We start from the raw sequence: 15,678 nt of genomic DNA, 5'->3' as shown, positions 1-15,678 counted from the left end.
AGAGTTTGAATATCTAAAATCTACTTTTTTTCACTAAATTTAATTCAGTTGTATATTATCTATTAATCTAACATTACCACAATAAGCAACAATACAAGCACTAATGTTTGGTTGAACACTATTTACAGCTTGTAATGTATCATTATCTACAATTTCAAGATACTCTAAATCCAAGCTCCCTTGTGCGAATAAAGCCAACATATTTTCTTTGATTTCGGATAAAGGTTTACCTTCTTGCACCAATAATTTACCTAACTTCAAGACCCAATTAAGTATTCTCGCCGATTCTTTTTCTTGCGGACTTAGCAAGGCATTTCTGGAGCTCATTGCCAAGCCTGAAGCGTCTCGCAAAATAGGACAAGTTACTACATCAACTTTTAATGCCCGTACCTTGGTCATGTGCTTTATAATAGCAACTTGTTGAAAATCTTTAATCCCAAAAAACGCTTTATCTGGTGCTATAATTCTAAAAAAGGATTCTACAATATTGCACACCCCATCAAAATGACCTTGACGAAATTTTCCTTCCATAACTTGGTCTAAACCATTCAAATCAATGCTATAAACCGCATCTTTGATTGGATACATTTCTGCAACCGTTGGTAAAAACAAAACATCACATGCTGTATTAGCAAGCACTTCCATATCTGCTTCAATCGTTCTTGGATACCTTTCTAAATCCTTTTTATCATTAAATTGTGTTGGGTTTACAAAAATACTAGTGATTACAAAATTACACAAATCACTAGCAGCATCAATAAGTGAAACATGCCCCTGATGCAATGCGCCCATGGTAGGGATAAAACCAATATTATCCTTTGGATTATTTAATCGGAATGCATTAATTAGATTTTTTAATTCTTTTACCTCGGTTACAATTTTCACAATAATGAACAGTTTAATCGCACAAATCTATAGGATACAATTGAAATACCGCATTTTTTTCGTACTTTTGTAAGATAGAAATCAGAAAAACATTTTATGGATAAGAAAAAAGTACTTTTTATTTCACAAGAAATTTCACCTTTTTTACCATCCTCTACCATTTCAAGTATAGCAAGAAAATTACCACAGGGAATACAGGAGAGCGGGAAAGAAATCCGAGCATTTATGCCGAGATTTGGTTGTATCAACGAGAGGAGACATCAATTACATGAAGTAATCAGATTATCGGGAATGAATTTAATTATCGACGATATCGATCATCCACTAATTATTAAAGTGGCATCTGTTCCTCAAGCAAAAATTCAAGTATATTTTATTGATAACGACGACTTCTTCAAAAGAAAAGCCACTGTTAGTAATAGTGATGGAGAAGAATTTGATGACAACGACGAAAGAGCAATGTTCTTTAGTCGTGGTGTTTTAGAAACAGTTAAGAAACTAGGTTGGAAACCAGACATTATTCATTGTCACGGTTGGATGTCAGCATTTGCTGTGCTTTACATCAAAAAATTATATGCAGACGACCCACACTTTTCAGAGGTAAAAGTTGTTTATTCTGTATATGATAAAGAATTTAACAAAAATTTGAATTCTAAACTAACTGAAAAACTTAATTTTGACGGATTCAAAGCTGAAGATTACGACGGAATCGGAAAAGGTAGTTTTATTGAATTAAATAAATTGGCAATGCAATTGGCTGATGGAATTGTTCAAGGAAGTGAAAACATAGATGAAGAATTATCTAAATTTATGGATTCAACTGAAATTCCTACATTGGAATACTATCCGGAAGAAAATAGCGTTAAACCAGTAGATGAGTTTTACGACCTATTAGTAGGAGAATTAGTTGAATAAAAATGATAAAAAAATATAAAATCTTAAACCAGCGGAAAGTTATTCAACTTTCCGCTGGTTTTTTAATAAGCTTTTTAGCCTTAACCGGTTGTAAAAAAGAAATTAGTTCCATTGGAACAGATATCAATCCAAACGGATTAAACTTGGTAAAACAAGATACCTTTTCCATACTAACGGAATCTGTTGTTGTCGATAGTTTACCTACCGACGAAACAAGCATTAGTTTATTGGGGGCATATAATGATCCATCATTTGGCATTGTAGATTGCGGCGTGGTGACGCAAATCAGACTATCTTCTGAATCACCAAACTTTGGAGAAATTTCAGACATCACAGTCGACTCTGTCGTATTGTCCTTTCTTTATACAGGACTTTTAAACTATGGCACAGTCACTGATTTAAGTTTTGAAGTTTTTGAAATCACAGATCAATTAACTAGAGTCGATCAAGAGTATTATGCCAATACACCGGTAAATTTTGTTAATTCTAACTTGATGATGGCTGGAAAAGAAATTCAAAAACCCGATTTATACAGCCAGGTAATTTTAGCAGATGACACATTAAGTCCAATGTTAAGACTACCATTAAAAACTACTTTCGGTGATTATTTAATTAGCAACGTTGCTCAAATGTCATCCAACGACAATTTTACTTCTTTTTTTAAAGGTTTATATGTCCGAGTGGCCAATGCTTCTTCTTTTGGTGAAAATAAAGGAACTGTTCTATATCTATCTCTTGAAGATGCGTTGTCAAATCTGGTATTATACTATACCATAGGCAGTGAAAACAAAAAGTTTACTTTCAATATCAATTCAAATTGTGCAAGATTTAATAAAATGGACTTTGACATTGCCAATACCGATTTGTATCAAGCATTAAATAATACAGAAGCAGCCCAAGAAAAAATATTTTTACAAGGTTCTCACATTAGATCAGAATTTCAATTCCCATATATCACAGAATTTGCAAAGGACAGAAACATAGTAATCAACAAAGCTGAATTAGTGGTTCCTGTTCAGGATTTCGTGGCAAGCCCTTATAGCCCTTCACAAAGTTTATTTATCGGTAGAATTGATGAAGGGATACTAACTAGTTATACTTATGATTATTCTAGTTTTACTTCAGTAGTTTTTGATAATGAAACTAAAACTTATACTTTTAACCTAACAAGAGATTTGCAAAGGGTAGTTTCTGGAGAAATCGAAAATGTTGGATACAGAATATACCCAACCAGCTTTTTTGGTTCTACCATAGAAAGAACAGTTTTCAGTGGACCGAAAGCAAATACCAAGGAAAAAACAAAATTGATTATTACATATACAGAATACTAATTATGTGTGGAATTGTAGGATATATTGGAAACAAAAGAGCATACCCAGTTTTAATTAAGGGATTATCTCGACTAGAATACAGAGGTTATGATAGTGCTGGAGTGGCACTTTTAGCCGATTCAGAACATTTGAATATATATAAAAGAAAAGGAAAGGTTCAAGACTTAGTTGATTTTATTGGTGAAAACAATACCCAAGGAAATATTGGGATTGGTCATACCAGATGGGCAACACATGGTGAACCAAATGATGTAAATGCACATCCTCATTTTAGTAGTGATGGTAATATTGCATTAGTGCACAATGGAATTATTGAAAATTATGCCATTTTAAAAAAGGAGCTCATTAATCGTGGCCATATTTTTAAAAGCGAAACGGATACAGAAGTATTAATTCATTTAATTGAAGAGATACAACATAACACACATACTAGTTTAGAAGAGGCAGTAAGACTTGCCTTAAATGAAGTAGTTGGTGCATATGCCATTGTTATTCTTTCTAAAAATGAGCCCGATAAATTAATTGCGGCTAAAAAAAGTAGTCCATTAGTAATTGGATTGGGTGAAAATGAATATTATATAGCCTCTGATGCAACACCAATTGTTGAGTATACAAAAAATGTGGTTTATTTAGAAGATGAGCAAATTGCCATCATCAACAAGGATCATGGGTTTAGAATAATCAATATTGCGAATAAAGAGGTAAACCCTTACGTACAAGAATTAGAAATGCAACTAGAAGCTCTTGAAAAAGGTGGCTATGAGCATTTTATGTTAAAAGAAATTTACGAACAACCTCGTGCCATACACGATAGTTTTAGAGGGCGTTTAAATGCCAAAGAAGGCTGGGTTTCATTAGGCGGCGTAAAACCTTATATTAAAGAAATTGCCAACGCCGACAGAATTGTAATCATTGCTTGTGGTACTTCATGGCATGCTGCATTGGTAGCAGAATATTATTTTGAAGATCTTGCACGCATACCTGTTGAAGTGGAATATGCGAGTGAATTTAGATATAGAAATCCTATCATCAGAAAAGGAGACGTAGTAATTGCCATTTCTCAATCAGGTGAAACTGCCGATACTTTAGCTGCCTTAAAAATGGCCAAAGAAAATGGGGCATTTTTATTCGGTATTGTAAATGTAGTGGGCTCTTCAATTTCAAGAATTACGGATAGTGGTTCTTATACACATGCAGGACCAGAAATAGGTGTAGCATCCACAAAAGCATTTACCACACAAGTTACTTTATTAGCCATGATGGCTATGATGTTGGGTAAAGAAAGAAATACTATTGCACCAAAACGTTTTCAAAAACTGCTGGATGAAATGGAAGCATTGCCAGATAAAATTGAAACTTTATTAGAAAGTAACGATTATATTGAAACCATTGCGGCACAATATAAAGATGCTACAAACGCATTATACTTAGGTAGAGGGACAGCTTTCCCTATTGCTTTAGAAGGTGCTTTAAAATTAAAAGAAATCTCTTACATACACGCTGAAGGTTATCCTGCTGCAGAAATGAAACATGGACCTATAGCTTTAATAGATGAAAACATGCCTGTTTTTGTAATTGCTACTGAAGGAGAAAACTACGAAAAAGTAGTGAGTAATATACAAGAAGTAAAAGCTAGAAAAGGAAAAATTATTGCCATTGTTACCAAGGGAGATACTGAAGTAAAAGCAATTGCCGATCATACTATTTCTATTCCTTCAACAGACGAAGTATTGGTTCCTATTTTAGCGACAATACCATTTCAATTACTTTCTTACCACATAGCGGTTATGAGAGGCTGTAATGTCGATCAACCAAGAAATTTAGCGAAATCAGTAACGGTAGAGTAAAAACTTGATTTAAAATAAAAATTTAATAACTCACTTCGATTCATTTTGAAGTGAGTTTTTTATTGAATAATCTTCCTAAAAACAAGCGTAAAAATAAAAGTCCCCGTTAAACTATTCTATTTCTATTTCAAATGACTCCGCATTTACCTGTTGGGTTGCAGGTAAATTATCTATCAAATAATAAGTCAACCCGATTAAAACAGCAACAATTACGAGTTTTCTGATCAATCCCCAAGGCACTTCTCTTCTGAATCGCTGATGTTGTTTTAAATTAACTTTTGGTTTTTCTGAATCTGAACTCATATTAATAAAAGTTAAATATAATTCACAAATAATGAACTGTGCATAACTTTAGCATAATAATTGACTTATAAATACAGTGTCCCTTATTTTTGCAATATGAAATTAACTTTGAAAACCGCCTTACTGATTATATTATTTCTGCCATTTTTTCTCCATGCGCAAAGTGATACTTTGACGGATTCAACGATTAACTATGATGCTCAAAACACCATTATTTTAACTCCTGATTTCTATAAAAAAAGATATGTGGAAAGTGACTTGATGTATAAAATCACCGACAATAAAGGGAATGGTTTTGACAGTTTATACGGTACCCGTAATATGCGCCCTATTTTACATGGTGTTGCTTACAGAGGAGGCGCCAATAATTATTATCACTTAACCGATAAAAGAAACAATCACAACCCCTTGCCTAATGATGGTATGGACAACTTGTGTGCAGAGGGTTTTTCAGCTGGTGTGTATTTGTACCAACAGAACTTTGAAACGGCTCCATTGGCCGATACTTGTAATTGCATAGATAAGGATACGAACACATTTCAGTATTACCAAAAAGATTATTTTGACGACAAGCATGTACGTGACATGGTAGAAATGGTTTATCAATCCGCGACAAATGATAGTGTTGGTCCAGTATACTTACACTGTTGGAATGGCTGGCATGCCTCAGGTTTTATTTCAGCGGTAATACTCAAACAGTTTTGTGGTTATTCCAATTTTGACGCCGTAAACTATTGGGACCTGGGAACAGATGGTGCCAATACCAGTCCGCGTTACCAAACCCAAAGAGAACGTATCAAAGCCTTTCAACCTTATCCTGAATTTACCGTTTCAGATTCTTTAAAAAATTGTCTTTGCCCACCAATGCCTGATAATATCGACAGCACCGCCTTACACATAGAAATTGAGCACTTAATTGTAGTCCCTGAGGCCATTCCTGTAGGTTATCAAGTGGTATTATATAATGTGAAATTTGGACCCGGTAAAACGAGCTTTAGTAACATTGCCACAAACAAAGACATGAAAAACTTATTAATGGCTTTAGATGCAGATCCCAACTTAAAAATTGAAATAGGTGGATATACTGATAATTCTGGGAATGCAGCAAACAACGTAGCATTGTCGACTCAAAGGGCAAAATTTGTATACGACTACCTCATCAAAAACGGTTACAGCACTGAACGAATTACCTATAAAGGATACGGACCAATAAACCCCATTTATAGCAATCGTTACAAATCAACTCGAGAAGGAAATAGAAGAATCGAAGTCAAAATTTTATCAAAAACGCAACATAGTTCTTCAAAATTAGTGGATGAAAAACCAGTAATTGAAGTCATAAAAGAGACTCCAGAAACTGCTTATTTGAGTTACTTTTTAAAACAACAAAAAGCTACGGAATCCATGGGACAACCAAAACAGTCAAACTTTATTATTGACAGTTTACAGTTTGCTTCAGGGAGTGCTTTATTGCCTGAGTCGGGTATAGCCATTGATTATATAAATGAATTATTATTAATATTGAAGAAAAATCCTGTTCTCAAAATAAAAATCAATGGATACACTGATGCGAGTGGTATTGCGGAAAAAAATGTGCTGTTATCCAACGAACGAGCAAAAGCAGTTTATGATTATATGATAGCAGGTGGACTTAATGCAAACCGCATACATTATGCTGGACATGGTTCCGCCGATCCTATTGCTCCGAATGCTTATAAATGGGGTAGAGACATCAACCGTAGAATTGAAGTAGAATTGGTGAATGATTAACCATTAAGGCGCTCCTAAACTTTCAATTGCTATTATTTTAAAATAATACGCCGACTGATAACATTTTCATCTGTTTCAATTTGTAAAAGGTATGTACCTTTGGCAAAATTACTTAAATCAAACTGAAAATTGGAGGGTTCCATTTCGACTAAAAAGCGACCCATTGCATCAAAAATTTGAACACTATTTGTAGACTGTTTCTCATCATTTATATAAATGATTCCAGTACTTGGATTGGGGTATAAAACAATATTATTTTCTTCAGCAATTAAATTTTCAATACTTAAACTGGAAATATAAACTATTACCGCTGTACCTCCAGTTCCTTTACAACCGGCCGAATCAGTTAACGTAAGATGATAAGCGGTAGTTTGCAGCGGTTTTGTCCAAAAGTCAGTATTTGTAGAATCCAATAAACCATGGTTGGGACGCCATAAATAGGTTAATGGAGGAATACCACCAAAAACATTCACAAATCCGGTTAAAATTGAATCACCCAACAAAATCGATTCATACTGTATTGGCAATCCAAATGTAAATTTTGGATAATAAATTGTTATGCTATCCTTAGCGATTTGATTATTTGCATCAGTAACCGATAAAAAAAACTCCATTTCATCTAATCCTCCCAAAAAATTCGGCGTTAAAGTAGCTGTATCGTCTAAAAAAGTAGAGGCATGAAAAACCAATGAAGAGCCTGGAAAAGTATAAGGTGCCATGTACCAGCTATAGGAGTATGGTGGCGTTCCTTGATTGAATATTGTATTAATACCCAATTGATGACTTACAGTAGCAGTGTCAGGATAAGCAGGACAAAAGACCGTGTCATTTCCCAAGTCAATACTGAATTGACAAATTGAATTTTGATATATTAAAAAACTAAAGACAAATAAAATATATTTCATGGAGGATTGAATTCTGGTAATTATAAATACGAACATGTTGATTAAAAGGTTGGTGATAAAAAGAATCAATCCATGATTTAAAGACTATTTGTAATGAACTAATGAGTGGATAGAAATATTTCATTTAACTAATTCCATTTTTAGCTTTGGAAAAGTAATTTATCAGCAGTTATCAATTATTTTCTGATTACAATTATCTTTGTTACATGAATGGTAAAGAATTCAAAAATTTAGTTGCTGAATCCCCTCAAATTACAGCGCTAACAGATTTAATTTCAAAAGGTAAAAATAAAATTTCTTTAAAAGGTTCTCATGGTGCCTTTACTTCAACTTTTATGGAGTCGGCCATCCAAAAATTGGGAGGTAACCATTTAATTATTTTAGCGGACAAAGAAGAAGCGGCTTATTTTTTAAACGACATTCAAAGTTTAACCGACCATGCGCCTAATGTATTGTTCTTACCACATTCCTATAAAAAACCCTATCAATTCGAAGCCATTGATAACGCAAACGTTGTAGCCAGAGCGGAAGTATTGGCTTATATCAATGCTAAAAAAAATGGTGTAATCATTACTTATCCTGAAGCTTTGGTGGAAAAAGTAATGACTAAAAAACAATTTGCTAAAACAATCTTAGAAATTAAAAAGGGCGGAGAATATTCTATTTCCTTCATCAATGAATTATTGATTCAATATGAATTTGAAAAAGTAGATTTCATTTATGAGCCAGGTCAATTTGCTGTGAGAGGTGGAATTGTGGATGTATTCTCCTATTCAAATGATCAACCCTATAGAATTGAATTTTTTGGTGACGAAGTAGATTCTATTCGAACATTTGATCCAACGAATCAATTATCCATTGCCACGCATACCAGGTTGACCGTTGTTCCCAACATTCAAACCCAAATAAAATCAGAAGCAAGAGCGACAATACTTGAATTTTTGGGACCAGAAACAGTAATTTGGTGTAAAGACTATTTGTTTACAAAAGGAATAGTTGAGCAACAATACCAAGCGGCTTTAGACATTTTTAATGCATTGCCTGATTCACCAGTTCCAGCTACCCCACCAGTAGAACTGTATTATGAAAAATCAGTTTTTGATGCACAGTTTAAAGCACAAACCTTAATTGAATTTGGCAGTCAAACCAATTATTACGAAGAAACCATTCATTTTAACATCAAGCAACAACCGAGTTTTAATAAAAATTTCGACTTGTTAATCGAGCATTTTAATGAATTAGAAAAAAATAATTATAAAATTCAAATAGTTTCTAACCAACCCAAACAAATAGAACGTATTTATTCTATTTTTGAAGACCTTGGAGCAGATTCCACATTTACCACCCTTAATTATTCTTTTCATGAAGGGTTTATCAATCACGATTTAAAAATTGCTTGTTATACCGATCATCAGATTTTTGAAAGATACCACCGCTTTAAACTAAAAGACGGCTTTAGAAAAAACCAACAAGCCCTTACTTTAAAAGAAATATACAATTTAAATCGGGGTGATTTTGTCGCCCATATCGATCATGGAATTGGACAGTTTTCTGGTCTGGAAATAATTGATGTAAATGGAAAACCGCAAGAGGCCATTCGATTAATATACCGAGACAATGATGTATTGTATGTCTCAGTACATTCCTTGCACAGAATTTCAAAATATACAGGCAAGGATGGTACACAGCCAAAAATGAATAAAATTGGCTCACCACAATGGGACAAAGTTAAAAAGAAGACCAAGGCAAGGGTAAAAGAAATTGCCTTTAATTTAATAAAACTATACGCCCAACGAAAGGCAGAAAAAGGTTTTGCATTTGCACCTGACAACTATTTACAAAACGAATTAGAAGCCAGTTTTATTTATGAAGACACACCTGATCAATTAAAAGCAACAGTAGATGTAAAAGCGGATATGGAATCAGAAACACCAATGGATAGATTAGTCTGTGGAGACGTTGGTTTTGGGAAAACAGAGATTGCCATTCGAGCAGCCTTTAAAGCCGTCTGTGACAATAAGCAAGTCGCTGTATTAGTGCCGACTACAATCCTGTCATTACAGCACTTTAAAACGTTTAAAGAACGTTTAAAAGATTTTCCATGTGAGGTAGATTATATCAATCGATTTAAAACGACCAAACAAGTTAATGAATCTTTAAAAAGGTTAGCTGCTGGAGAAACGGACATTATAATTGGCACCCATAAGCTGGTTGGTAAACAAGTTAAATATAAAGATTTGGGATTAATAATTATTGATGAAGAGCAAAAGTTTGGTGTTGGCGTAAAAGATAAATTGAAGACTATAAAAACAACGGTCGACACTTTGACTTTAACGGCGACCCCGATACCAAGAACTTTACAATTTTCTTTAATGGGTGCGCGTGACCTTTCCATCATAAATACCCCACCACCAAATCGTCAACCAGTAGAAACCCATGTGGTAGGATTTAATGAAACTGCCATTCGAGACGCAGTCGCTTATGAAACAAATCGTGGTGGACAGGTATTTTTTGTACACAATCGTGTGCAAAACATACATGAAGTGGCAGGCATGATCCAAAGATTATGTCCTGGTATACGGGTAGCAGTTGGCCACGGTCAAATGGATGGTGCCAAATTAGAAAACATCATGATGGACTTTATCAATCACGAATATGATGTTTTGGTAGCTACCACTATTATTGAATCGGGAATTGATGTTTCCAATGCGAATACCATTATGATTAACCAGGCCCAAAACTTTGGTCTGAGTGATTTGCACCAAATGCGAGGAAGAGTTGGTAGATCCAATAAAAAGGCTTTTTGTTATTTGATTGCACCACCAATGCATACCTTGCCAAATGACTCTAGAAAACGACTAGAAGCTTTGGTACATTTTTCCGATTTAGGTTCCGGTTTTAACATCTCCATGCGAGATCTTGACATTCGAGGGGCTGGTAACTTATTGGGTGGAGAACAGAGCGGTTTTATATCTGATATTGGGTTTGAAATGTATCAAAAGATATTAAAAGAAGCCGTACAAGAATTAAGGGAAGAAGAGTTTAAAGACCTATATGAAGAAGATCCAAATGTAGATGGACAAGAATTTGTAACAGACTGTATTTTAGAAACAGATTTAGCATTACTAATTCCGGACACGTACGTGAATAATGTATCTGAAAGATTAGCACTTTACCAGTCACTAGACAATTGCAATAATGCCGAGGAATTAAGCAATTTTACAAACCAATTAAAAGATCGATTTGGTGCATTACCCAATGTCGTAAAAGAGTTATGTAAATCCATTGAAATGCGTTGGTTAGCTAAATCCATAGGATTTGAAAAACTAGTCATTAAGTCGAAGAAAATGATTGGGTATTTTGTGGCTAAACAAGATTCACCTTATTACCAGTCTCCACAATTTACGAAAGTGTTACAGTTTATACAATCCAACCCGAAAAATTGTAAGATGAATGAAAAAAACAACAGATTAAGGTTAGTTTATAACGATATCAATAGCATTGAAAAAGCATTACATGAATTAGAAAAAATTTAATCTTAATTGGTTATCTAAATCTTTTAAGTTAAATTGCATCAAATCTTTAAGGTAGATGAAAGATAAGATTAAGTCCGTTGAATATTCTAATTTGTATAAAAAAACACAAATTAAACTAATCACTTCTTTCAATGTAGTTCTTTTATATTTATTGCCCTTACTTGCCGTTATACTATTCTTTTTTTATGAAAGAACTGGAATACCAACCATTACAGCCTTCTTATTTATTGTACTGGTATACATAAATTTAAAAGTCAATAAAAATTATTTCCTTACTGCAAAATTATTAAGTATAACGGGACTTGTGCTTTGCCAATACACCCTATTGTTTTTTCCTGAAATCATACATTTTGTAGATCCCATGTGGATTCTGGTAATTGTATTTTTCACCTATTTCACCCTGGGAAAGAATTGGGGAACGGTTATATTATTTTTAAATATTATAGGGGTGTGTTGGTACATAATATTTTTAATGACAGATAATTTAAACCAACTGGCGCATACTGGAATCTCTACACGTATTGGTATATCCATCAACTTTATTATTTGTGCATTACTCATTACTTATATGATGATGGAGTTTATTAAACTCAATAAAAATTCTGAAAATAATTATCGGGAAATTGCCAACTCCTTAAAAGAAAAAAATAAAGAAAAAACAGTACTGTTAAAAGAAGTACATCATAGAGTAAAAAATAATTTACAGGTTATTATCAGTCTATTGAGATTACAGCTTCATGATTTAAATGATGAAAATTTAGAAAAGCCATACAATGAATCTATCAACAGAGTAATGGCTATGTCTTTGATACATGAAAAAATATATCAGTCTTCTGATTTGGCAAAAATTGATTTAGAAAATTATATCCATACCTTAACAGAAGACTTGATCAGTTCCTATTCCGTTCATTCCAGTATTACCTTTGCAATTGAATCTAAAGTAATTTCTGTCAGTATCAAATCATTAGTCCCTATGGCCTTGCTTTTTAATGAGTTAATTTCAAACTCTATTATGCATGGTTTTAAGGATAAAAAGCAAGGGGAAATAAAGGTGAAGATTTGGGAAGAAGACCAAATTATCCACATTTATTATATGGACAATGGTGGGTGGATAAAAAATACGCGTTCTGGTTCATTAGGATTAGAACTTATTACCTCATTGACAGAACAATTAAATGGAGAGTTTGAAAGAAAAATCACAGGTGGTACGACCTATAAATTCCAATTTCAAGCACTTGATTAAGTTTTTTTAGCCGAATCATTCATGTTTCCAATAAACTTTTCTTGTACAGTTACTTATCCATTATAATAAGACAAATAAAACAAGAAATTCAGACCACAAAATGAATATAAAAACAGTGAATTAAGACTGCTTTATTTCCTCTTAGTATTTGTGTTGACGAGGCATTAAAAGAACTGCAAAAAATTGGCCTTTTATTTAACAATTAAGTTAACTTGACGACCTTAATTGTCCGTGCATGTCTTTGACTATAAAAAACGATTTACATTCAAACCCATATTTACTAGCTCAATTTAGATTGACCTTGTATTTTAATCTCATATTAGTTATATTATTACCAATACTTTCGGTATTTCTATACCTACTAAATGAGCCTGCGGCTTTTCCAACACTTATTGGCTTTCTTGCTTGTACATTAGTTTATGTCAATTTAAAAATAAAAAAAAACCACTTATTTGCTGCTAAAGCGCTTAGCATTATTGGGCTCATACTATGTCAGTACACCTTAATTTACTTTTCAACTGCTTATCACTTTGTGGACACCATGTGGATTATGGTAATAGTATTATATACTTATTTCACCTTGGGAAAAATATGGGGTAGTACCCTATTATTTGCGAACATTTTAGGCGTTTCATTTTATATTTTATTTGTCTTAAAAGACAATATTCAAAACTTAAAACCCTTAGAACAACAAGATTTAATAGCTTTAACTTTAAACTTCATCATATGTACTGTTCTTATATCTTATATGATGTTTCAATTTATAAAATTGAATAAAAATGCTGAAAAACAATACATTCAAATAGCGAATAGTTTAAAGGATAAAAATAAGGAAAAAACTGTTTTATTAAAGGAAGTACACCATAGGGTAAAGAATAATTTACAAGTAATTATTAGCTTGTTGCGGTTACAGCTGCAGGACTTGGATGACGAAAGCTTGGAGAAACCTTATAATGAATCCATCAATCGAGTGATGGCCATGTCGTTAATACATGAAAAGATATACCAATCTTCAGATCTCGCAAAAATTGACCTGAAAAACTACATAGAATCACTAATTAGGGATTTAATTCATTCCTACGAACTAAAACACAAAATCGTCTATAACATTGAAACAGATATTATTAATATAAACATTAAAAACTTGGTCCCTATGGCTTTATTATTGAATGAATTAATATCAAATTCAATAATACACGGCTTGAAGCACACCAATAATGGTAACATAAGCGTTAAAATTTGGGAACTAGAAAATGATTTACACATTCATTATACAGACAATGGAACCTGGGTTAAAAGTGCAAAAACAGGCACATTAGGTTTAGAATTAATTTCTTCATTGACAGAGCAAATGAATGGTACATTTGAAAGGAAAATTGAGAATGGGACCGCATACAAATTTCAATTCACAGCATTAAGTGAGTTGATATAAAATTACCATCCACTTTTAAGTTTAGTGCGAACCTTCTCCTAATTTCACAAATATATTTTTAGGTTCTGTAAAAAAGTGAAGGGCTTCAAACCCACCTTCTCTTCCTACACCCGAAGCTTTAACCCCACCAAAAGGTGTTCTTAAATCACGCACTAACCATGAATTTATCCATACAATACCCGCGTGTACTTCATCTGCAACACGGTGCGCTCTTGTTAAGTTTTCTGTCCAAATAGTAGCAGACAAACCATATATCGTAGAATTAGCCATTTTTAATACTTCTTCTTCCGTATCAAATGGTGTAATGGTCACTACAGGACCAAAAATTTCTTCTTGATTTGTTCTGCATTTATAATCTAGCCCTTCAATTACAGTAGGCCTTAAATAATAACCATCCTTATATTCTCCATCTAAATGTACTTGTACTCCACCGGTCAATACTTTTCCACCTTCTTCTTTTGCTAATTCAATATAAGAAAGCACTTTTTCCATGTGCGGTTTAGAAACCACAGCCCCTAACTTTGCTTCTGGATCGGTTGGAAAAGAAACTTTTGTTTTAGCTACTTTTTCTACAAACGCATCTCTAAATTTTTCATAAATGGGACGTTCCACAAATATCCTTGATCCGCACAAGCAAATCTGTCCTTGATTGGCAAAACTTGAACGCAAAGTGGTAGACAAAGCAGTCTTAAAATCGCAATCTGCAAAAATTATATTAGGGTTTTTTCCGCCTAATTCTAAGGATAATTTTTTAAACATTGGTGCAGCTATTCCAGCAATTGTTTTACCTGTTTGGGTACCACCAGTAAATGATATTGCTGTAATGTCGGGATGTTTGGTAATGGCATCTCCCACGTTTTGCCCTAAACCGTGAACAATATTCAAAACACCGGCTGGCATTCCAGCATCTACACATACTTTTGACAATAAAAAGGCGGTCATTGGCGTAATTTCAGAGGGTTTTGCAACCACACAATTTCCAGCCGCTAAGGCTGGCGCTATTTTCCAAGTAAATAAATACAAAGGTAAATTCCAAGGAGAAATACAGCCAACCACACCAATTGGTTTTCTAACCGTATAATTTACACCGAGGCCTTCCATATAATGCGACTCGGAAGCAAAATGTAAAATTGCAGTAGCAAAGAATTTAAAATTACTAACCGCCCTGGGAATATCAACAGCACGTGCTAAACTCTCAGGCTTACCATTATCTAGCGATTCAGCACCAACAAATTCATCCATGCGCTCCTCAATAAGTTGCGCCACTTTAAGCATTATATCAGAACGTTGTTCCTTTGGCATATTAGACCATAAAGGAAAAGCCGCTTTTGCAGCTGCAGTAGCAACATTAATGTCTTCACTTTTAGAATCTGGAATTTTTGAATATACCTTACCCCTACTAGGGTCAATATTGTCCAAATAACTATTAGACTTAGGTGCTACCAGTTGGCCATTTATGTAATTTTGAATCTGAATCATGCTGCGGATATTATTAAAAAATAAAAGTAAAC

11 protein-coding genes are annotated in these 15,678 nt (G+C 33.7%); 7 read left to right on the top strand and 4 right to left on the bottom strand.

What is annotated here, in order from left to right:
* Positions 1 to 39: 39 nt before the first annotated feature.
* Positions 40 to 885 carry a pantoate--beta-alanine ligase gene (gene panC / locus DNU06_RS12220; protein ID WP_158526887.1) on the bottom strand — a complete coding sequence of 282 codons (846 nt, stop codon included), beginning with the start codon at positions 883 to 885 and terminating at the stop codon, positions 40 to 42.
* Between the two features lie 96 nt (positions 886 to 981).
* Here panC and DNU06_RS12215 point away from each other — a divergent pair, with 96 nt between their 5' ends.
* The 3 genes from DNU06_RS12215 to glmS are packed head-to-tail and all read left to right on the top strand — an operon-like array spanning position 982 to position 4,978.
* Complete coding sequence (locus DNU06_RS12215) at positions 982 to 1,800, top strand: glycogen/starch synthase (RefSeq protein WP_111063628.1); 819 nt, start codon at positions 982 to 984, stop codon at positions 1,798 to 1,800.
* A 2-nt stretch (positions 1,801 to 1,802) separates the two neighbouring features.
* Positions 1,803 to 3,131 (top strand): DUF4270 family protein, encoded by a 1,329-nt coding sequence (locus DNU06_RS12210; RefSeq protein ID WP_111063627.1) that lies wholly within the window; start codon positions 1,803 to 1,805, stop codon positions 3,129 to 3,131.
* A 2-nt stretch (positions 3,132 to 3,133) separates the two neighbouring features.
* On the top strand, positions 3,134 to 4,978 hold the full coding sequence (gene glmS, locus DNU06_RS12205; protein ID WP_111063626.1) for a glutamine--fructose-6-phosphate transaminase (isomerizing): 1,845 nt from the start codon (positions 3,134 to 3,136) through the stop codon (positions 4,976 to 4,978).
* Positions 4,979 to 5,089: 111 nt separating this feature from the next.
* Here glmS and DNU06_RS12200 read toward each other — a convergent pair whose 3' ends face one another.
* Positions 5,090 to 5,281 (bottom strand): hypothetical protein, encoded by a 192-nt coding sequence (locus tag DNU06_RS12200; protein WP_111063625.1) that lies wholly within the window; start codon positions 5,279 to 5,281, stop codon positions 5,090 to 5,092.
* A gap of 96 nt (positions 5,282 to 5,377) precedes the next feature.
* On the opposite strand from DNU06_RS12200, the gene DNU06_RS12195 reads away from it, so the two are divergent.
* Positions 5,378 to 7,051 (top strand): OmpA family protein, encoded by a 1,674-nt coding sequence (locus DNU06_RS12195; protein WP_111063624.1) that lies wholly within the window; start codon positions 5,378 to 5,380, stop codon positions 7,049 to 7,051.
* Positions 7,052 to 7,083: 32 nt separating this feature from the next.
* On the opposite strand, the gene DNU06_RS12190 is transcribed toward DNU06_RS12195, so the two are convergent.
* A complete protein-coding gene (locus tag DNU06_RS12190; RefSeq protein ID WP_111063623.1) occupies positions 7,084 to 7,992 on the bottom strand; it encodes a T9SS type A sorting domain-containing protein in 909 nt (302 codons plus the stop codon).
* A 170-nt stretch (positions 7,993 to 8,162) separates the two neighbouring features.
* Here DNU06_RS12190 and mfd point away from each other — a divergent pair, with 170 nt between their 5' ends.
* The 3 genes from mfd (at position 8,163) to DNU06_RS12175 (ending at position 14,167) form a co-directional block, all read left to right on the top strand.
* Positions 8,163 to 11,492, top strand: a complete 3,330-nt coding sequence (gene mfd, locus DNU06_RS12185; RefSeq protein ID WP_111063622.1) for a transcription-repair coupling factor — start codon at positions 8,163 to 8,165, stop codon at positions 11,490 to 11,492.
* Between the two features lie 55 nt (positions 11,493 to 11,547).
* A complete protein-coding gene (locus tag DNU06_RS12180; protein WP_111063621.1) occupies positions 11,548 to 12,735 on the top strand; it encodes a sensor histidine kinase in 1,188 nt (395 codons plus the stop codon).
* Positions 12,736 to 12,970: 235 nt separating this feature from the next.
* Complete coding sequence (locus DNU06_RS12175) at positions 12,971 to 14,167, top strand: sensor histidine kinase (protein WP_111063620.1); 1,197 nt, start codon at positions 12,971 to 12,973, stop codon at positions 14,165 to 14,167.
* A gap of 21 nt (positions 14,168 to 14,188) precedes the next feature.
* On the opposite strand, the gene DNU06_RS12170 is transcribed toward DNU06_RS12175, so the two are convergent.
* Positions 14,189 to 15,646 carry an aldehyde dehydrogenase gene (locus DNU06_RS12170; protein WP_111063619.1) on the bottom strand — a complete coding sequence of 486 codons (1,458 nt, stop codon included), beginning with the start codon at positions 15,644 to 15,646 and terminating at the stop codon, positions 14,189 to 14,191.
* Positions 15,647 to 15,678 lie beyond the last annotated feature (32 nt).

The sequence above is a fragment of the Putridiphycobacter roseus genome, from assembly GCF_003234935.1.
GTDB lineage: Bacteria > Bacteroidota > Bacteroidia > Flavobacteriales_D > Crocinitomicaceae > Putridiphycobacter > Putridiphycobacter roseus.
The sequence above is the reverse complement of the archived record's forward strand: the minus strand, read 5'-3'. Positions and strand labels throughout refer to the sequence as shown.